This is a genomic window from Nostoc sp. (genome assembly GCF_036917635.1).
In the GTDB taxonomy this organism is placed as follows: Bacteria; Cyanobacteriota; Cyanobacteriia; order Cyanobacteriales; family Nostocaceae; genus Nostoc.
The window spans coordinates 1-20,270 of record NZ_JBALCW010000037.1; the positions used below are offsets into that span (position 1 = coordinate 1).

Annotated in this window: 19 protein-coding genes; 14 read left to right on the plus strand and 5 right to left on the minus strand. The window is 42.4% G+C overall.

Translation table 11 applies throughout. The features are described 5' to 3' along the window. Positions 1–962 precede the first annotated feature (962 nt). The 4 genes from V7K32_RS09935 (at position 963) to V7K32_RS09950 (ending at position 5,204) form a co-directional block, all read left to right on the plus strand. Entirely contained in the window at positions 963–1,532 is a 570-nt protein-coding gene (locus V7K32_RS09935) for a photosystem I assembly protein Ycf4 (protein WP_334992629.1), read from the plus strand. Between the two features lie 149 nt (positions 1,533–1,681). Next, positions 1,682–2,479, plus strand: coding sequence for a peptidylprolyl isomerase (locus V7K32_RS09940; protein ID WP_334992631.1), 798 nt, complete (start codon positions 1,682–1,684; stop codon positions 2,477–2,479). A gap of 75 nt (positions 2,480–2,554) precedes the next feature. Next, positions 2,555–3,709, plus strand: coding sequence for a beta-ketoacyl-ACP synthase (locus V7K32_RS09945; RefSeq protein WP_334992633.1), 1,155 nt, complete (start codon positions 2,555–2,557; stop codon positions 3,707–3,709). 205 nt (positions 3,710–3,914) lie between these two features. Next, positions 3,915–5,204: a Glu/Leu/Phe/Val family dehydrogenase gene (locus tag V7K32_RS09950; protein WP_334992635.1), complete on the plus strand. Its 1,290-nt coding sequence runs from the start codon at positions 3,915–3,917 to the stop codon at positions 5,202–5,204. Between the two features lie 264 nt (positions 5,205–5,468). On the opposite strand, the gene V7K32_RS09955 is transcribed toward V7K32_RS09950, so the two are convergent. Beyond that, a complete protein-coding gene (locus V7K32_RS09955) occupies positions 5,469–6,368 on the minus strand; it encodes a LysR family transcriptional regulator (protein ID WP_334992637.1) in 900 nt (299 codons plus the stop codon). Positions 6,369–6,477: 109 nt separating this feature from the next. Between V7K32_RS09955 and V7K32_RS09960 the strand changes: the two genes are divergently transcribed. From V7K32_RS09960 to minE, 9 genes are all read left to right on the plus strand, one after another. Beyond that, on the plus strand, positions 6,478–7,368 hold the full coding sequence (locus V7K32_RS09960; RefSeq protein WP_334992639.1) for an aspartoacylase: 891 nt from the start codon (positions 6,478–6,480) through the stop codon (positions 7,366–7,368). Positions 7,369–7,442: 74 nt separating this feature from the next. Then, positions 7,443–8,210: a hypothetical protein gene (locus V7K32_RS09965; protein WP_334992641.1), complete on the plus strand. Its 768-nt coding sequence runs from the start codon at positions 7,443–7,445 to the stop codon at positions 8,208–8,210. Between the two features lie 466 nt (positions 8,211–8,676). Beyond that, on the plus strand, positions 8,677–9,297 hold the full coding sequence (locus tag V7K32_RS09970; RefSeq protein WP_334992643.1) for a Uma2 family endonuclease: 621 nt from the start codon (positions 8,677–8,679) through the stop codon (positions 9,295–9,297). 84 nt (positions 9,298–9,381) lie between these two features. Then, positions 9,382–9,879, plus strand: a complete 498-nt coding sequence (locus tag V7K32_RS09975) for a DUF29 domain-containing protein (RefSeq protein WP_334992645.1) — start codon at positions 9,382–9,384, stop codon at positions 9,877–9,879. Between the two features lie 41 nt (positions 9,880–9,920). After that, positions 9,921–10,583: a hypothetical protein gene (locus V7K32_RS09980; protein WP_334992647.1), complete on the plus strand. Its 663-nt coding sequence runs from the start codon at positions 9,921–9,923 to the stop codon at positions 10,581–10,583. Positions 10,584–10,639: 56 nt separating this feature from the next. Continuing rightward, complete coding sequence (locus V7K32_RS09985; RefSeq protein ID WP_334992649.1) at positions 10,640–11,962, plus strand: four-carbon acid sugar kinase family protein; 1,323 nt, start codon at positions 10,640–10,642, stop codon at positions 11,960–11,962. A 145-nt stretch (positions 11,963–12,107) separates the two neighbouring features. Then, entirely contained in the window at positions 12,108–13,148 is a 1,041-nt protein-coding gene (minC, locus tag V7K32_RS09990; protein ID WP_334992651.1) for a septum site-determining protein MinC, read from the plus strand. Between the two features lie 167 nt (positions 13,149–13,315). Beyond that, positions 13,316–14,122 carry a septum site-determining protein MinD gene (minD, locus tag V7K32_RS09995; protein WP_100900385.1) on the plus strand — a complete coding sequence of 269 codons (807 nt, stop codon included), beginning with the start codon at positions 13,316–13,318 and terminating at the stop codon, positions 14,120–14,122. A gap of 35 nt (positions 14,123–14,157) precedes the next feature. After that, the gene (gene minE / locus V7K32_RS10000) at positions 14,158–14,448 is read left to right on the plus strand and encodes a cell division topological specificity factor MinE (protein ID WP_334992653.1); all 291 of its coding nucleotides are present in this window, start codon (positions 14,158–14,160) and stop codon (positions 14,446–14,448) included. Between the two features lie 484 nt (positions 14,449–14,932). Here the strand turns inward: minE and V7K32_RS10005 are convergent, their stop codons facing one another. Together V7K32_RS10005 and V7K32_RS10010 are read right to left on the minus strand one after the other, a co-directional pair. After that, positions 14,933–16,261, minus strand: coding sequence for a hypothetical protein (locus V7K32_RS10005; RefSeq protein WP_334992655.1), 1,329 nt, complete (start codon positions 16,259–16,261; stop codon positions 14,933–14,935). 431 nt (positions 16,262–16,692) lie between these two features. Next, the gene (locus tag V7K32_RS10010) at positions 16,693–16,935 is read right to left on the minus strand and encodes a hypothetical protein (RefSeq protein WP_334992657.1); all 243 of its coding nucleotides are present in this window, start codon (positions 16,933–16,935) and stop codon (positions 16,693–16,695) included. Positions 16,936–17,115: 180 nt separating this feature from the next. On the opposite strand from V7K32_RS10010, the gene fmt reads away from it, so the two are divergent. Further along, positions 17,116–18,117 carry a methionyl-tRNA formyltransferase gene (fmt, locus tag V7K32_RS10015; protein WP_334992659.1) on the plus strand — a complete coding sequence of 334 codons (1,002 nt, stop codon included), beginning with the start codon at positions 17,116–17,118 and terminating at the stop codon, positions 18,115–18,117. Between the two features lie 54 nt (positions 18,118–18,171). Here the strand turns inward: fmt and V7K32_RS10020 are convergent, their stop codons facing one another. Together V7K32_RS10020 and V7K32_RS10025 are read right to left on the minus strand one after the other, a co-directional pair. Continuing rightward, positions 18,172–18,537 carry a DUF6464 family protein gene (locus V7K32_RS10020; protein WP_334992661.1) on the minus strand — a complete coding sequence of 122 codons (366 nt, stop codon included), beginning with the start codon at positions 18,535–18,537 and terminating at the stop codon, positions 18,172–18,174. A 107-nt stretch (positions 18,538–18,644) separates the two neighbouring features. After that, on the minus strand, positions 18,645–20,156 hold the full coding sequence (locus tag V7K32_RS10025) for a hydroxysqualene dehydroxylase (protein WP_334992663.1): 1,512 nt from the start codon (positions 20,154–20,156) through the stop codon (positions 18,645–18,647). Between the last annotated feature and the right edge of the window lie 114 nt (positions 20,157–20,270).

Here is a 20,270-nt window from a genome sequence, read left to right on the forward strand (position 1 = left end):
GACCAACCTACGAATACGAAGCGATCGCGCTTGAGCCAGTCGTCTAAAACGTCAAACCACCCTCTACTAGGGGCGCGTCCAACTGCGATGGTCATCGGACTAAAATCCTCTTTTTACTAAAATTGCAACGTTTGTAAGACAGTGCGGAGAGCCAGTCTAACCGACTGCCGTGAGGAATTAACGTTTTTTTTGACAATCTCAACAGCGTCAAAGCAACTGAGATTCTGAGAGAAATGCTGATTAGTGAAATCAGCATTTCTCTTTGTTTATGCCATTACACGTACCATCGGCTAGTAATCTAGCTTGGGGTAACTTAATGATTCTTAACTTATCATACTACTCATGGTTTTTGCCTGATACACACCAAGCAAATCAGTCATGAAACACAAAGCTTATAAATAATATGAATATCAGAAATTTTACAATTTGACACAACTTTTCTCAGAAATGTAAAAAAATTTAGTCTACATGAACGTAGGCAGTTCTTGCAGTTCTTGCAGGGGAGAAATAATTTTTATCAGCGATTGAGTGAAGAAATTTAGGACTTAGTATCCTGATAAACTATATGGGTAGCAGGAACAGGGAAGGGCGCAGTTGAGTTTTTGTCAACAATGTTTGGTAAAATGTGGATGGTCACTTCGCCGCCACGGTCGTTGATACACCTCAAGAAAAACTATGGGAAACGTTGGACAGGGAAAGCAAGTTGGCACATCTTGAACTAATACAAATAGCCTAAGTGGTTTGTCCGATAGTGCAAGTAAGCCATTACCCGGGACAGTAAAATTTGTAGGGTACAGGGCAAAAAATTCATCGTCTGCGGTAAAGTATACCGTGGACTTAAAACAAAGCTTCAGTGCCTCCTCAGCAATAGCCGGATTGGTACAGAAGCACACACTTTATGCAAGACCATTGAGTGTGCTTTGTATGTGACAGCGAGTATCTCATGGGGCAATGGTAGTTCAATGACGGCATCAACAACGATTAACAAAGGCGATCGCCTCCTGCATCAAAATATTCTCGGTTCTCGTCGGTTCAGTAATTACACCTGGGCAACTATCGTTACCTTGGGAGCAAGCGGCTTTTTATTGGCTGGGATATCCAGTTATTTAAAAGTTAATTTACTCATAGTTTCCGATCCAACTCAACTGGTATTTGTCCCCCAAGGATTGGTGATGGGTTTATATGGCACTGCTGGCTTGCTATTAGCCACATACCTGTGGCTAGTAATTTTATGGGACGTGGGAGGCGGTTACAACGAATTTAATCAGGAAACTGGCACAATCAAAATATTCCGTTGGGGATTTCCTGGCAAAAACCGCCGAATTGAAATTGACGGCCGCATAGAAGATGTGCAGTCTGTGCGAATAACCGTCAAAGAAGGTCTTAATCCCCTTCGCGCCCTCTATCTACGCATTAAAGGCCGGCGAGATATACCCTTAACACGGGTTGGACAACCGTTATCTTTAACCGAGTTGGAAACAGAAGGCGCAAAATTAGCCCGCTTTTTGGGAGTGTCATTAGAAGGATTGTAAGGAAGTGGGGAGGGATGAGGGAGCAGGGGGAGCAGGGGGAGCAGGGGAGGTAGGGGAAGAAGAATTATTGATTAATCCCCAATTCCCAATTCCCAATGCCCAATACCCCTGAAAACGATAAGATACTCTGGTTAAATCGGTAACAGGCAATGCGGTTAAAAATTTCACAATTTTTCCTTTCTCTTGTGATTATCAGTGCCTTGATGTTGGGAGGATGTTCAACACAGCAAGTCGCTTCTAATACATCTTCTCCAATCTCGACAGCTACCTCGACCACAAGCGAGGCAAGCGCCAAGACAACTAGTGAAGCAACATCTGTATCTCAAACTAATAGTGATATTCCTGGATTGGCAGATTTACCACGCCTCGAAGGCCGGGCTACTGTGGTACTCACGGTTAAAGGCTCACCGATTACCATCGAAGTAGATGGCACTGATGCCCCCATTACAGCTGGCAACTTTGTAGATTTAGTGCAGAAGGGTGTCTATAATCGTTTATCTTTCCATCGAGTTGTACGCGAACCACAACCATTTGTAGTTCAAGGGGGCGATCCTCAAAGCAAAGACCCGAAAGTTTCACCAGATAGACTGGGAACCGGCAGTTATATTGACCCAAAAACGGGAAAGACTCGTTATATACCTTTAGAAATTAAGCCAAAAGGTTCAGATACTCCAATTTACAATAAAACCTTTGATGCTACTGCTCAACCCGTTGTATTGCCCCATAAACAAGGTGCAGTAGCGATGGCGCGATCGCAACCACCAGACTCCGCTTCTGCTCAGTTTTACTTTGCTTTAGCGGATCTAACCTTCTTGGATGGTAACTACGCCGTGTTTGGCAATGTCACTCAAGGCTTTGATGTCGTGAACAAAATTCAGCAAGGCGATCGCATTGACTCTGCTAAAGTCACCCAAGGTGCTGAAAATCTCAAAATACCAGGGAAGTAGGAGGAAGGGGGCAGTTCTTGCAGGGGATAGGGAAGTAAATTCTTCCTCATCCCCCTCATCCCCCCAAATTGCAAATTGGTTAAGATTTGTGTCACTGGTATTGGTTTAATTTCCGCCTTGGGTGGAAGTTTAGAGGATAGTTGGCAAAATTTGATTGCAGGTAAATCTGGAATTCGATTACATCAACCATTTCCAGAACTTACACCACTTCCTCTAGGTTTGATTGGTCAAAAACCATCTGAGTTAACAATGTTGACTCAGATGGTTGTTGCTTCTGCTTTGCAAGATTCTGGGTTAGTTTCAGATGCAGCTGATTGTGCTGTAGTCATTGGATCGAGTCGCTCTTATCAAGCATCTTGGGAAATGATGGCGCGGCAAATGTATGAAGAGGTGGCGAATTTGCCCGTGTCCTCTTTTGGAAATTGGCTGGATACATTACCTCACATGAATGCGATCGCAGCTGCAAGACAAATCGCTGCATCAGGTATAGTTTTAGCACCGATGGCAGCTTGTGCAACTGGAATTTGGGCGATCGCTCAAGCGGCTTTACTTATCCAAACTGGGCAATGTCAACAGGCGATCGCAGGCGCAGTGGAAGCACCAATTACACCCTTAACTTTGGCTGGGTTTCAGCAGATGGGTGCTTTGGCAAAAACTGGAGCTTATCCCTTTGATTTGCACCGGGAAGGCTTAGTTTTGGGCGAAGGCGCAGCTGTGTTTGTCTTGGAATCGGCAGAGTTGGCAGAACAGCGCCAAGCAAAAGTGTATGGTGAAATTCTTGGTTTTGGCTTAACTAATGACGCATATCATGGTAATTCACCAGAACCTGAAGGGAAAAGTGCGATCGCTGCTATCAAACAATGTCTAGAACGTAGTTGTCTCTCACCAGGCGATATTGATTATATTCATGCTCATGGCACAGCTACCCAGCTAAATGACCGCATAGAAAGTATGGTAATCCAGCGTTTGTTTCCTCAAAGAGTACCAGTTAGTTCCACCAAAGGAAGCACAGGTCATACACTAGGGGCATCTGGAGCTTTAGGTGTAGCTTTTTCTCTCATGGCCTTAGAGCATCAAATTTTACCACCTTGTGTAGGATTGCAGCAGCCAGAATTTGATTTAGACATTGTTACAACTGCACGTTTAAGTAAAATTCGGCAGGTATTATGTTGCAGTTTTGGCTTTGGTGGACAGAATGCAGCGATCGCCTTAGGGACTGACAAAGAATAATTTATGTACGAAATTGTCGGGGCAATTCATGAATTGCCCCTACTCACGTCGAGGAAATGTTTGTTTGTCCAAAGACTTACATCATAATATAAAATATAAAACTGTAACAAAAACTACAAAATAAATATTTTTCCCAAAAAGAAGGATAAGCTAGTTACAGAATGATATCCGGTTCGTAAAGATACCGTGATTAGGAGAAAATTTTATGATTTCAAAATCAGCGCTACCGCTAGAACCTGCTTCTCCAGCACATATATGCCCATTTGACCAAGCTTGTAGCTACTTAGAAGCGGCAGCTAAAGAATTAAATTTAAATCAGGGTTTGCTGGAAATTCTCAGCCATCCGCGTAAAGTTGTGACGGTTTCAATTCCTGTGAAACTAGATAATGGGGAAATACAAGTTCTCGCTGGACACCGGGTGCAGCACTCTGATGTCTTAGGCCCATACAAGGGGGGAATTCGTTACCATCCGGCTGTGACATTGCGAGAAGTATCCGCTCTAGCAATGCTGATGACCTGGAAATGTGCCTTGTTAGGTATTCCTTACGGTGGTGGGAAGGGTGGCATTGCTATAGATCCTAAACGCTACAGTGTTGGCGAATTAGAGCGAATCAGTCGCCGTTATATCAGCGAGTTGATTAAAGATATTGGGCCTGCGGTAGATATTCCTGCCCCAGATATGGGTACTTCTGCCCGTGAGATGGCTTGGATGATGGACACTTACTCTGTGAATGTTGGCCATGCTGTCCCAGGGGTTGTAACTGGGAAGCCGCTTTCTATTGGTGGTTCGCTGGGACGAGAAATGGCAACCGGACGTGGTGTGATGATTATTGTGCGTGAGGCGCTAGCAGATCAAGGTAAATCTTTGGTAGGAGTGCGAGTAGCTATTCAGGGTTTCGGTAACGTTGGTAGTGCCGCAGCAGAGTTACTATATGAAGCAGGCGCGAAAGTTATCGCTGTTTCAACGGGTGCTGGGGGAATATTTTCCGAAGTTGGTCTTGATATTCCCAAATTGAAAGTCTACGCTGCTGAAAATCGCAAGAGTATTATGGGCTTCCCGCAATCTGTACCAATTAGCAATGCAGATTTATTAACTTTACCCTGTGATGTCTTAATACCAGCAGCTTTGGAGAATCAAATCACTGAAGAAAATGTGAATCAGGTGCAAGCGCAAATTGTCGCAGAAGCGGCTAATGGGCCAGTTACTCTTGAGGCTAACTTGGCGTTAGAGGCGCGGGGTGTGACAGTGCTACCGGATATCTTGGCGAATGCTGGCGGTGTGGTAGTCAGTTATTTGGAGTGGGTGCAGGGTCTTTCTTACGTATTTTGGGATGAAGAGCGCGTCAACCGCGAAATGGAGCATTTGATGGTGCAAGCCTACCGCAAGGTGATTCACCAGTCGGAGGTACGGCAAATTTCTCTACGATTAGCTGCTTACACTTTAGGGGTAGGTAGGGTGGCTCAGGCGCTGACTGACAGAGGTCTTTATCCTTAATAAGCTGTCGTGCATTTAATTTGCACAGCTAGGGCGCTCATGTTGCCCACCCCACGAGAGATTTATTTTTTGGAGGATGCAAATTAAAATATTTTCAGCTTATTTGGGCATTTCATCTGGAAACTAGTGATCTGTCAAATTCATTTTGACGGTTAAGGAGACGCGATAAATCGCCGCTTAATCTATCCGTCAATTATGTCTTGATAGACTACTAGGTTTCCAGATGATCTTTCAAACTATTGTTCTACTGTTGGTATCAGGTTTTTAACTGCCATCCCCTCTGCGGCTTATATCCCTGACAACCTCTAGAAACTCATTTAAGACAGTAGATTGGTCATCACGCCGCCAAAGCGCAACAATCCCGATTTTCAGGTTCTTTCCTTCAATTGGTCTATACACAACTCCCTGACGCTGAATATTTTGGGCATTTTTTAGCAGCAAAGACACCCCGACTCCACCCGCAACTAAGCTCAATACGGTCAGCATCCAAGTTGCTTCTTGGACAACTTTTAGTTCATGACCAAAAACCTGTTCACAAAAATTAATAATTTGCTTATAGAAGTGGACTACCTTTGGTGAAGGTAAAACAAAAGATTCATTCGCTAATGCTTTGAGTGGAATTTGAGATTTAGCTACTAGTGGATGTGACTCAGGTAAAGCAATCACTAGTGGCTCCGACAAAATGGTTATAGACTCTAAATCTGGGTGATTATCATTGGGCAAAAAATCAAAACCAATATCAATTCGGTAATCAAGCAACTGCTGTATCTGCTCATTCGGTGCTAACTCAGATAAAACTAGCTCGACATCAGGACGATGGGAGCGAAAAGCTTGCAGTACATTTGGCAGAACACTGTTAATAATTGAACTATTAAGTGCGATCGTTAACTCTCCTATCTCGCCGAGACTAGCTCTGTATGCTCGTCTCTTCGCCCGTTCAACCTGCCTAATAATCTCAGAAGCATCTTCAAAGAAAACTTTTCCCCCAGGCGTTAACTGGAGTGGTCGTCTCTCTCGGTCAAACAGTTCAAATCCTAAGTCCTTTTCCAAGCGACGAATATGCTTGCTCAGATATGGCTGATCGAGATCCAAAAGGTCAGCAGATCGACTGAAGTTGAGTTCTTCAGCCAGAACAGTAAAGTATTTTAGCTTCTCTAACTCCATACGTATTAAGCACTATGCCAATTTAATCTAACTTTATGCCAATACAAGCTTGTAAAAGCATAGTATTACTTTTATCATGCTTTTACAAGTATTGAGCGAGTAACTATACATGAACCAAAGCAACCAAGAAATCCACCGGGCCGTAATTATTGGTGGAATCCACGGGAATGAACTAACAGGAGTATATATAACTAAACTCTTTGAGCAATTTCCTCACCTAATTCAGCGATCTAGCTTTGAAACACTAACATTGTTGGGCAATCCGAAAGCCTTTGCAGAAGGCAGGCGTTACATCGACAATGACTTAAACCGCACCTTCAACAAGAAATATCTGCAAAATCTGGATCTCTCTAGCAATGAAGATAGGCAGGCAAGACTGATTATCGAAATCCTCAAACCGAAAAATAAATCGCAGACAAGCATCTTTGTGGATTTGCACAGCACGACTGCAAACATGGGATTGACTCTAATTCTTATTAAGCTTCATCCTTTCTTGTTGCAATTAGCAGCATATCTGAGTTCGATAAATCCTTTAGTGAAGGTTCTTTATATTCAATCTCATGAAGATGATTCTTTCTTAATTTCCCAATGTGAATTGGGTTTTGCTGTTGAAGTTGGTTCAGTACCTCAAGGTGTGTTGAGTGCAGATTTGTTTCAGAAAACGGAGAAACTGATTTATGAAATTTTGGATTATGTAGAGGCGTTCAACCAAGGTTCAATTCCACTAAAAAACGACACGCTCACGCTCTATCAACATGTAGGGACTATTGATTATCCCAGAAACGAGCATGGAGAGATTCAAGCGATGATTCACCCAAATCTCCAGTTTAAAGATTATAAACCTCTCAATACTGGCGAACCAATTTTTTTAACTTTTGAGGGCAAAACTATTGCTTATGAAGGTAAATCAACAGTTTACCCAGTGTTCATCAATGAAGCAGCTTATTACGAGAAAGGTGTTGCCGTGTGCTTGACCGAAAAACAACAAATTAGTGTGTAGCTAAAAAGTAATAGGCAGTGCAATTTGAATATTGATCTCATCTTACCCTAGACAAATTACGGGAATCATTTATTATGAAAGAAACAACCACAGTTTTGACAGTTCTGGTATCTGCAACATTGGCAACTAATAACTTTGTTTCTGCTAGTGAACAAAGGCATAATCAAGCGTTCTCTTCCAATAACAATATTTTCCAACAAAATTTGCCAGAAAAAAAACCACAAACATTACTTGCAGAAAGTAGTGATTTGGTAGCGCTAGCACAAAAAGTCGATGGGGAAACAGGTTTAGCAGTAAAAGAGTGGAACCAATTTTTTGAGGCAATACCACGAGGCACCATGAGTAGAAAAGAAGTTCTTATTAGATTAAATTACCTTATCGAAGCTTCGCAAAGAATTAGCCAGCACCATAGTAATGCATATCAGATTGCAAAGCAAATGCCTCCACTAGCTTCAAGAGCCTATAATGATCAGGTTTTTCTTAAAGGTTTAATTACACTTAATTTTAGTGCATCGCAAAAATTTTTAAAATTTAATCAAATTTTTTCTCAATTGAAATCACTTGTAGAAGCAAATGATTCAGCAACTTACGCTAATTTCTACCACCAAGAGGTTCCAGCACTTCTGAAGTCCTTTAGGGACTACGATGCGATACAGCTTAACCTTACGAAACAGCTTGTATGGTACTTGGGATACCGCTACTATCCCTACTTGGGTGGAGATCCAGAAATAGGATATGCGGTAGCAGATTCAATTAACCAGCAAACACGCGCACTTAGAGACGCAGGAAATGCTATGGGTTGTCTTCCCTCTGATAATTGTAAGTTAGTTCCATCTCGCTGAGTATAGTCGGTTTAGAGCAAAGCATAAATCAAGAGGATATAGCGGTTCTCGTTCACGTGAGGTACACCCGTAGGGGCACGGCACTGCCGTGCCCCTACACCTGGTGATGTTATGTTGTACCGCATCTGAATGGGAACCGCTATAGACGCAAAGCGGCTTGTCGCAAGACATCGCTTCTGAACTTCCAGATGATGCATGGGAGATATCAATTTTACCTGATGGACAAGTGCGAGTCACATTGAGTTGGCGTTTATAGCTATTCTGACTCCTGACTCCTGTTTCGATAAATACGCGACTTGGACTTTCATTGTATTGAAGCTCAATTGAGCTAAATTAAAAAGATAGTAGCAAATTGGCTAGTGTATGGTGAAACCAATAATCCAATCAGCAATTCAAACCCTATACGATCAAGATTATTATCTGTGGCTGATGACAACGATAAACTCAAAACTCACAGAAGAAATATATGGCTCAAACATTACATAAACTAATTACATTCGATGAATTCGTTGCTTGGTATCCTGAAAATCTACAGCAGAAATACGAATTACATGATGGAGTAATAATTACAATGTCCCCTCCTGCTGGACTACACGAAGAAATTACAGGATTTTTGGTTAGAAAATTGAGTGTCGAATCAGACCCATTAAATCTACCCTACATCTTCCCAAAAACAGCATTTATTAAGCCGATTGAAAATGAATCAGCCTTTTCACCAGACGTGCTGATATTAAATCAACCCAATTTAGTAAATGAACCTCTCTGGAAAAAATCATCTACCGTAACCCAAGCAGCTTCAATTCCATTAGTTGTTGAGGTCGTTAGCACTAATTGGAGGGATGATTATTTTATCAAACTAGCCAGATATGAAGAAATAGGTATCCCTGAATATTGGATTTTAGACTACGCTGCACTGGGAGGAAGGCGATTTATTGGTAATCCCAAACTGCCCACTATCTCGCTTTACTCGCTTGTTGATGGTGAGTACCAGTTAAGCCTGTTTCGTGGGAGCAATCGCATTATTTCACCTACTTTTCCAGAATTTAATTTAACCGCAGAGCAGATTTTTAATGCTGGTAATATTTAAATGACTTTTTTTAATTCGCCAAATGCCTCTAATGCTTATTCAGAGAGAGCTAAATTAAAAAAATAGTAGGAGTTCAGGTAGTGTATGGTCAAATCAATAATACAATCAACAACTCCAACCTTATACGACCAAGATTATTATCTGTGGCTAATGACAACTATAAACCAACTTCGTACTGGTCAGTTTTCATCTGTGGATTTAGATAATTTGTTAGATGAATTAGAAACTATGGGTAGAAGCCAGAAGCGAGCGGTCAAAAGTTTGTTAATTCGACTTTTTGAACACTTGCTTAAGATAACATACTGGGATGTGGAACGGGAGCGCAATGAAGGGCATTGGAAAGCGGAAATTAGGACATTCCGTAGAGAGATTAAGGATGAACTCAAAGATAGTCCTAGCTTAAAGCCTTACATTTTAGAAATATTTGACCAATGTTATCAAGAGGGAAGGAAAGAAGCAAGCGATCGCTCTCAACTTTCTATTGACATATTCCCCTTGATACCCATTGGTTCTTTAGAACAAATCTTAGATGAAAACTGGTTTCCTGAATATAACCACAATCATCACGCCAAATCCGATTAAAATAAATACGCAACTTGGGCTTCCATAGGAGTTATCCAGCCGTGCAGCCGGACTTAATAGGCTTGGAAATTAGTAAGGGGGAACTGAGACGTTTAACTGGATTCGATCCAGAAGACGTTTTTCGTCCCTCTGTTTTGCGAGATAGCAAGAAGCGATTAGGGTTTTTTATCAATGAAATGCTGGTGACGCTGGCGCTAACGCCAATAATTGTTGGTTTTATTTACGTGCTTATTATTCTGCCAACAATTGGTTCTTCAATTCGACTAGGAATTCTTTTAGTCATTTTAGTGCCAATGCCGATATTAGTGGGGCGATGGCTATGGCGACAATTAACGTGTCCTGAAGGACTGACAATACTTTTAGACGAAGTTGATAAATATCATGACCTGGTTGCTGCTATAGATATTAATGACCAATTGGCAGCATCAGGAAACGTAGAAAGCAGTTTCCACGACCGAGATAAAGTAACCGCCGCCTTGCAACTAATTAGAGAAGATTTAGTCCGCGCCCTGAAAACGGAACGAATTTTGCGGGATAATAAAAAATTGCTTGCGAATAACCAAGAGTTATTTGTCAATAATTTAGCCAGTCTGCAAGCTTTACAAGTTAGTAGTCAAGCAGGCGAATATGCTCAACTGCTAAATCAATCATTGCAAATTGCGATCGATGTACAAGCAGAAATCAGAAAATTGCACAAAGGCTGAGTAGAGTTTTTCTTTGCTGATGACTTTTTCAAAAAACAATCGCCCCGTTGACCTAAATGAGCAACAAACCAAAAATAATTGTCTTGGATGATGACCCTACAGGTTCTCAAACAGTCCACAGCTGCTTGCTGCTAATGCAGTGGGATGTGGACACTCTCCGCACGGGGTTGCAGGATGATTCGCCGATTTTCTTTGTGCTGACTAATACTAGATCCCTAACGCCAGAGTTAGCGACATCTGTCACCAAAGAAGTTTGCCAGAACCTGAAAATCGCTTTAAATGCTGAAGGAATTGACGATTTTCTAATTGTCAGCCGTTCTGATTCTACTTTGCGAGGACATTATCCCATTGAAACTGATGCGATCGCCCAAGAACTCGGCCCTTTTGATGCTCATTTTCTTGTACCAGCTTTTTTTGAAGGTGGACGCATCACTCGTGACAGCGTGCATTACTTGATTATCGGCGGTGTAACCACCCCAGTGCATGAAACTGAATTTGCCCGTGATTCAGTCTTTAGCTACGATCACAGCTACTTACCCAAGTATGTCGAAGAAAAGACTCAAGGACGAATTAATGCCGAAGTTGTGGAAATATTTCTCCTAGACGATATTCGCGCTGGTAGTTTAGAACGCTTACTAAAACTGAGTGGTAATCAGTGCGCTGTCGTCGATGGTGAAACTCAAGATGATCTCAACCGCTTTGCAGTAGACATATTAGCCGCAGCAAGTCAAGGGAAACGCTTTTTGTTTCGCAGTGCAGCAAGTATTCTAACGGCTTTAGCAGCTTTACCACCCCAACCCATTGCCGCCGAAAAGATGGCGCAGTACGTGCGAGAAGGCAAACCAGGTGCGGTGATTGTTGGTTCCCATGTCCAAAAGACTACTGAGCAATTAGAGGCACTGTTACGACTAGAAGGAACTGTGGGAATCGAAGTGAATGTAGCGCGATTACTTGATCATCCAAATCAATCTGCGGCATTGCTAACTGAAATCCAAGAAAGTACACGGGCGGCACACGAAGCTGGCAAAACACCAGTGGTTTATACTAGCCGTCAGGAACTGAATTTTAAAGATGTCAAGACACGATTGGAATTTGGGGAAAAAGTTTCAGGTTTATTGATGGATATTGTCCGCGGTTTACCATCTGATATAGGATTCTTAATCAGCAAAGGTGGCATTACCTCTAATGATGTCTTGAGTACTGGACTAGCTTTAACTTCAGCCCGTTTACTCGGTCAAATTTTAGCTGGTTGTTCAATAGTGTTAACGCCATCCAATCATCGCCAGTTTCCTGATTTACCTGTGGTGCTGTTTCCAGGTAACGTTGGCGATGCTGATGCTTTGGGGACAGTTTATCAGAGGTTGACCATGCCAATTTGAGATTTAAGATTTTAGATGAAATAATCTTTTGGTTCATCCCAGACTAACGTCTTGCTACGCATCACCCCTTGTAGGTAATCCAAATCCAAAATCCCAAATTTAAAATCCCAAATCTGTGTATTCTTTGTCTTTTGGCTAGTACTTCATGACTTCTGATTCTGCGGTTCCCAATCTAAAGTCAAATTCTGCACTTCCTAATGCAGAATCAAACTCTATTCTTTCCGAGGTAGAGGGAAATCTTACTGTTTCTGATCTAGAGTCAGATCCTATCCCCCCTGATGCGGAGTTAAAATCCGTCCTCCTTTATTTAAAATCAAATACTGTCCTTGAAGATGTATCAAATCCTGCTAACCCAGATGTAGAGTCAAATACTGATGCAGCATCAGATGATTTTATTCTTACTGATTTAAATCCCAATGAGTCAGCAATATCAGGGCATCGCGTAAATGACAATAGTCAAGTCCAGTTAAAAAGTAAGGAGGGACGGCTGTTATTAATTCTGCCTCCAGAATCTCAAGTATCTGCCTCAGAACTCACTTGGTCTGATATTTGGCAACAAATAAGACAGCGTTTGAATGCAAGCGATCGCTTTCGGATATCTAACACACCTGTGTATCTAATGGCACAAGACCGCCTAGTAGATGCCAGACAACTCCAAGAACTCGCCGAGGCTTTGAGTGAAGTGCAACTGGGGCTAATCTCAGTCTCGACTAGTCGTCGGCAAACTGCGATCGCTGCTGTGACATCTGGGTATTCTGTAGAACAACTACAACCCGTAACTTCCTTGAATTCCGGGCCAACGGCTACAGCCATACCCCAGGAAGATGCCCTTTATTTGGAAATGACAGTCCGTTCTGGAGTAGAAATTCGTCATCCTGGTACAGTAATTATCTTGGGAGATGTAAATCCAGGTGGTATTGTAATTGCAGATGGAGATATTATCATCTGGGGTCGCCTCCGGGGAATCGCTCATGCTGGTGCTGGAGGCAATCGTGAGTGTCTGATTATGGCATTGCAAATGGAACCAACTCAATTACGGATTGCAGATGGTGTAGCTAGGGCACCAGAAAAACCACCAATGCAGTATTCTCCAGAGGTGGCACATATTACGCCCCAAGGAATTCGCATCGCTAGGGCTACTGATTTTTCCAGAAACCAATTTACCAAGAGCAATCAAGAGCCATAAATATTTACTTAAAGAATGAAGTATAAAGGATGAAATAACATAAATATTCATGCCTCGCCCCGATCGGGGAGAACAGATATTTCTTCATACTTAATACGATACTTCATACTTTATACTGCAATTTACTGTTTTATATTTTCTGAACCCTTATTGACCGCATTTCTATCATGACTCGCATTATAGTGATAACCTCCGGCAAAGGAGGAGTGGGTAAAACCACAGTTTCAGCAAATCTGGGCATGGCTTTAGCCAAAATGGGGCGTCAAGTTGCCTTGGTTGATGCGGATTTTGGTCTGAGAAATTTGGATTTGCTGCTAGGGCTAGAAAACCGCATCGTCTATACCGCGGTGGAAGTCTTAGCCAGAGAGTGCCGCTTAGAACAAGCCTTGGTGAAAGATAAGCGCCAACCCAATCTCGTACTTTTGCCGGCAGCCCAAAATCGCTCTAAAGATGCAGTCACGCCCGAACAGATGAAGTTATTGGTGAATGCACTGGCGCAAAAATATCAGTACGTGATCATCGATAGCCCTGCCGGTATTGAAAACGGGTTTAAAAATGCGATCGGGCCGGCAAAAGAAGCGCTAGTTATCAGCACACCAGAAATTTCCTCAGTTCGTGACGCTGATCGGGTAGTGGGTTTACTAGAAGCCCAAGGTATCAAACGTGTTCATTTAATAATTAACCGCATTAGACCCGCAATGGTGCAGGCAAATGATATGATGTCAGTGCAAGATGTTCAGGAACTTCTCGCCATTCCCCTGATCGGGGTAATCCCTGACGACGAGCGTGTTATTGTATCTACCAATCGCGGCGAACCCTTAGTATTAGCAGAAAATCCCTCTTTAGCTGCCACAGCTTTTGAGAACATTGCTCGGAGATTAGAAGGGGAAAGTGTCGAATTTCTGGAGATCGACTCCTCCCAAGACAGTATCTTCGCCCGGATACGAAGGTTATTCAGGACAAAGATTGTTTAACTTATTTTCCAGTCTCCGCCCCAGACCTATTCGTAATGATTGAACTTCTAGAACGACTTTTTTCTCGTGGCTCTGATAGCAGTCGAACTCAAGTTAAACGTCGCCTGCAATTGGTGATTGCTCACGATCGCGCTGATTTAGATCCTCAAACGTTGGAAAAAATGCGGCAAGAAATCTTAGATGTGGTCTGCCGCTATGTCGAAATTGAAACAGAGGGCTTGGAGTTCTCCTTAGAAAGCAACCAACGAACGACAGCTTTAATCGCTAATTTGCCCATCCGCCGGGTCAAAGGCGCCATACCTGAATGGGAAAGGGGTGATAAATAAGTCTCTATAGTTTTATTTTTAAGTATTTTTATTGTAGGATGCAGTGATATTGTTTGTTTGTAGTAAGGACTTTAGTCCTGGCTTTGAGGACTGAAGTCCCCACTACAAATTGGTTATTATTGGTAATTTGACAGACACCATATTGCTGAATAAAAAAATCTCCCGTTGTCAGCAGTGACGACAACGGGAGTATATTATTAAGATAAGTAGGTAGGCGTAATTAAACATTAAGATAAAACCTCACTCTCAATCCCTCTTTGAACTCAGGGAGAAGAAAGCCGGAGGCAGGGTGAAGTTTTACATTTAACAAAGTTTGGGGGTTTAATTCCCCAGCAATACAGGCAGCACGTTTTGTGTCGGGGTTAAATCCCCCGAAGTTTTGTGGACGAAAACCGTCCCCACAAACTTCTCTTCGTTACAAAACGTAATTGCGAATTGCGAATTGCGAATTGGTTTAATTTGACCCACTTACTTATTTAATAAATTATCGGTAGGCTACTTGTGGTCCTGCCCAAATTTCTGTAACCTTTTTACCAAAAGTAATCGGCTGATCTTCGTCTGTTGTGGGTAAAGTCTTACCATCATTAGTAACTTGCATTAATGGCCAGTTTTCCTCACCTAATTCACCTGCACGGAATAACACATGATCCGGTTGCCTTTTACTCCAACCTAACAATACTGCAATTTTTTCATGTTCCTCCTCTTTAGCATTAGCAGGAGCAACTGTGTTAGCTTGATTTTTTTGCCGATCCCAAATCACTGCACTATCTGTAGAATCACCTGTATTAAATATACCTTCAAACTTGCGTGCTAAGAAGCGATCGCCTTTTTCTGACCAGCTAACTGGAACTAATACCCCAATTTTACCACTCGGATCAGTTTCTTCTGACTCTGACGCCGCCGCTTTTACAGCCTTTACCTTTAATAAAGGATCGCTAACAGGAGTAGTTGAAGCCATCACCCACAACCTCTTGGTTTGCATATCTTGGACAAACAGAACGCTGGTGACACGGCTATTGTACATTTGAGGTTTTACCTCCAGTTGCACTCGGCTATAAACAGCATATTTCCCATCTGGAGAAACCACGGGTACGCTGCGGTAGTGACGCACTCCCGAACCACCCTTAGAACTAATAGCTTCTTGAGTCGCTGTAATCCATTTCCAAGGAATAGGATGAGGACTACCTATGGGATCTATTTGTTCTGCTTGTGACTCCTCGCGTGGTTCAACAACAGGTATTTCCGTCGCTGTGGTTGGTTGTGCTCTAAGAGTTGGTGCTACTTGAGTTGCTGTCAATGATTGAGTAAAAGACTTTTCTCTAGAGAGATAATTTTCTTGTTCTTTCAAAGACTTGATATTAGCAGCTTTGAGTTTTTGGATTAAATTAAGCTGACTAACAGGAACATCTGTTACTGGTGCGAGTTCGACTGCTGCCAAAGAATCAGGAACAGTTAAATCGCTGCTTGACACAGAACTATGGATTTGAGCCAAAGACTCTATTTTATCGGCAGGTAATACTTGCGGTTCCTCAATAGCAATACTTTGTGTTGGCACAGAGTCAAATTCTTCTATTAAGGAGTCGGTTTGCTCTGTTTTTGATATTTCAGCTATCTCAGGTTCCCCAACTACAGCTATTTCCTTTGATACAGAGTCAGAATCTCCAGTCATCGAAGTTAGTTTAGCTACTTCGGATTTTACCGGGAATGAGTGAGCCGATGCCCCTAGTAAGGGTGCAATCAGTATTACAACGACAACGTAATTGAGAAATGGTTGCGTGCGGAACCATCCTGACAGCAAAAGGGGTTTAAGCATTTGTAGACTCTCTAGAGGGGCGGTTGCTATGTGAGAAGCAATACCTATGCAGCAATGGGCAGGCGGTAATTATATGTATAACAAGAAACTAAAAACTTTGACGAGACTTTTACTTCAAAGTTAGCAGAGTTTTACAAAAATAATTTAAGTATCATTGTCTACACCTTTTATTACTTAGGTACTGGATGTTTTTTTACAAAAATATGCGAGTATAGTAAATATGCTGACAAGTCAGTAATTACTATACAATATCTAATCTTGCTAGTTGCTATACCTAACCACACCAAAAATAGGTATTAGTGAAGGGATATTCAGCGTCTAATAATGCTGGCAACTAAGAGTGAGATAAATCGGCGATTGGGGATCGTACTAGCGATCGCTAGTACACAACAAACAAGCCAGGTTATACACTAATATAAGAGGCCAAACCCTCATAATGGTAAACCTGAGGCGTTATCTGAAAAGCTGGTAAAGCAGACGTACAATACATCATACTCAGAAAACACTGCTCTCAGCAACCCAAAGTTATCAACTGCAATCTCAACTACAGAAGTAGTTAAAAGACGCAATAGTTTTTTAGGAACCCAATTGCATTTAAGGGCAATTTGGGGCATATTATCGGGAACACAACAAAATTGACTCGGTAGATGCTCTAGCGGCTCGTGACGAGACACCACTAAACAATTAGCTTCACTAAAGGTAGATGCAGTTTATATTACCTGTTACACTTCTTAACTTAACTATTAAGTTAAATCTTGTAGCCTTTTGTTTCACCAATACGAAAATATTGTACCACCAAACAGCCGATATTATTTACTATTAATTAATCACTAACGATTAACAACTAATTATTAATGAAAATTGTATTCTTTGGTACACCCCAGTTTGCTGTACCCACATTAGAAAAGTTATTGAATCATCCAGAATTTGAGGTGTTGGCAGTTGTTACCCAACCAGATAAACGCCGGGATCGGGGAAATAAACTTACGGCAACACCTGTAAAAGCGATCGCTACTGCTCACAACTTACCAGTATGGCAACCCGAACGGGTGAAAAAAGACACCGAGACTTTAACCCAACTCAAACAGTTAAATGCAGATGTGTTTGTTGTTGTTGCTTATGGACAGATATTATCGTCAAAAATCCTAAATATGCCCAAATTGGGCTGCATTAATGTGCATGGCTCGATTTTACCCAAATATCGGGGTGCAGCGCCGATTCAGTGGTGCTTGTACAACGGTGAGAAGGAAACGGGGATCACGACAATGTTAATGGATGTGGGGATGGATACCGGCGCAATGCTACAAATAGCCACTACACCGATTGGATTACTAGATACTGCCCAAGATTTAGCCTTCATATTAGCTGCGATCGGTGGGGATTTGTTGGTAGAAACTCTGTTGAAGTTGCAACGCCAGGAAATTCAACCAATTACCCAAGATAATTTAGCAGCTACTTATGCACCTCTGATTCAAAAACAAGATTATGCTTTGGATTGGTCAAAAAGCGCGATCCAATTACACAATCAAATCAGAGGCTTTTACCCTAACTGCACCGCTACCTTTCGTAACAACCTGCTAAAAATCACCGCTTCTGCTCCCCTTGGTTCTGTAGGCGATCGCGTCCCACTAGAATTACAAGAATTGCTCCATAAATTACCTAATTTTTCAAATACATCAGACACGCCAGGAGTTGTAGTCAGCATTGCCAAAGGAATTGGTGCGGTCGTCCAGACTGGCGAAGGTTTGTTGCTGTTACGAGAAGTTCAGCTAGCCGGTAAACGTCCCCAGTCAGGATGGGATTTTGTTAATGGTACCCGCTTAACAGTGGGAGAAGTTTTTGGTGCGGGTAGTTGAGGGGAATGGGGGGATGAGGGGGATGAGGGACGAATAACTCCAAACTCCAAACTCCTAACTTGTGACTTCTAACTTTTCATAAAAGCGGCAAGATTCGCAAGGTCCATCTGGGTTGACTGCACAGCGCATGATTTCTGAATGAGCATTGTAGGAACAGGAGGCATCGCCAACTACCCAACGTCCCCCTACCAAACTTTTCTCAGATGGCCGTTTAGCCGACTGCACGTAAATAGCAATATTATGCAAGCGGTAGCGCCCACCTTTAAGTTGATATCGATGGCGACGTTCTAAAACCGCGTAGGTTTTACCTTCAAAATCGAGATAGTTTCCGGGTTGGGGTGTCCAATCAAGTTGCACTTTACCGAGGGACTCGCGCGGATGCGTCAGAATCACCTCGGTTTGTAAAGAGTCTGGCTCCATAAGCTTATGTGATTTGATTTACATTATAAAGATGGTATCGCGATCGCTTTCTTTAGCTTACCGAATTTAGATTAGAATTATTAATTAACTCTTTGCGTCCTTACAAATTAGGGCAACCAAAATTTAGGTAGAATCGATTTGCCCAAGTCACGCAAAGTTTGGTTGAGCGATCGCGCCACTTGGATATGCAATTCATCCTCTTCTACAGCTAAAATCTCAGATGGCTGACCTTCACCTAAATAAGACACTACCAAATTCGCCGCCTCCAAACCAGTAACATAAGCCTTTTCCTGTGACCAGGAACCATGACGGTTGACAATCCAATCCCCACTCATAAATACATTTTCAAAACTTGTCTTAGCGGGCAACATATAACGATAGCTGCCAGGTGCAAAGTGAGTTACCGCTTGAGGCAGCCTAATTACACTACTATCAATTATCTTTGCCTCCCGAAACGCCGATACACAAGTTGCTAAATAACCCTGAACTATTGCTAAAATCTCCTCATCACTCAAACCCAGAAACTGATTCGCGTGATAGAAATCAGCTTCAATTACTGTTCCCGGCTCATCCCGATATTCATCATGTAGAGCATTCAAATCAAAAAACGTCCAACCTGTACTCTGGTCAAATCCAAAACAAGCATTAGAAGGACGAGGAATATCAATTTTGCGGTCAAACCATAGTCGCGTTGCTAAAACATCAATTGCTCCTAAATTGCTCAAATTACGGAATTCTTCACGACTTTGTAAACTAGGGCTAGTTGAAACAATTTTCTTCATGCCCGCGATGCCAACTGCAAAAATCACCGCATCTGCTTCAATTACTTCATCACCGCAAACCACACCCTTGGCTCGATGATTGCTATCAACAATTAAGTCTGTAACTCGGCGTTTGGGTAATACTCGCGCACCAGCTTTTTCAATCCGTTCCACCCAAGGACGAAATATTTTTTCTCCAACAGTTCCTCGACACCAAACTACATCAAAATCTGGTTGATGAGCCAGAATAAAAAAGTAAAGCATTCCTAAAGTTGCGGCGGCTGAACATTGTTCACCAGGGGCAAACAAGCCCACCAATAACATTGGTTCAAAAGCATCGCGGTAAAGTCGGAAAGAAACGTTAAAATCTTTGAATAATTCACGGGCAGTTACAAAGTCATAGCGTCGCCAAGCTGCATCAGAATTGTCAAAATCAACAACAGCATAAAGTAAAGGCAGGGCGCTGAGACGGTCAATTAGTGGCAGCCGCTTAAATTGAGTGTAGAGAAAAGTTCCTAGTGGCGAGGGAAGCCGGGGTAAGTCTTGAAAAATCGGTGATTCAACTTCCAAACCTGCTGGCGAATATTGCGAAGAACGAGTCCAAGTAGTAAAAGGATTAATTTCTAATTCATTGATGAGGGAAAAAATATTTCTGTAAGGATACCAGAAGCCATGAATCCCAGCTTCAACAGATTTTCCGGCGGCTGTTTGCCAACCTGCCACCAGTCCACCGGGATAAGGTCCTGCTTCTAGAAGCGTCACATCATAGCCTTGTTTTGCCAAATGGTAGGTTGCTCCTAAACCAGCCCAACCAGCACCTACAACTACCACCCGTTTTTGTTGTGACCCTTCTTGCATCCCAGCCTCCGATTGTTGCAGTCTATCAACTAATGTATACGAACTTGTGTTCTGATGATCGGGCGGCAGGTTGCTATTACAACGGTTTTCGTACCCTGCGGGAATGGATGCAAT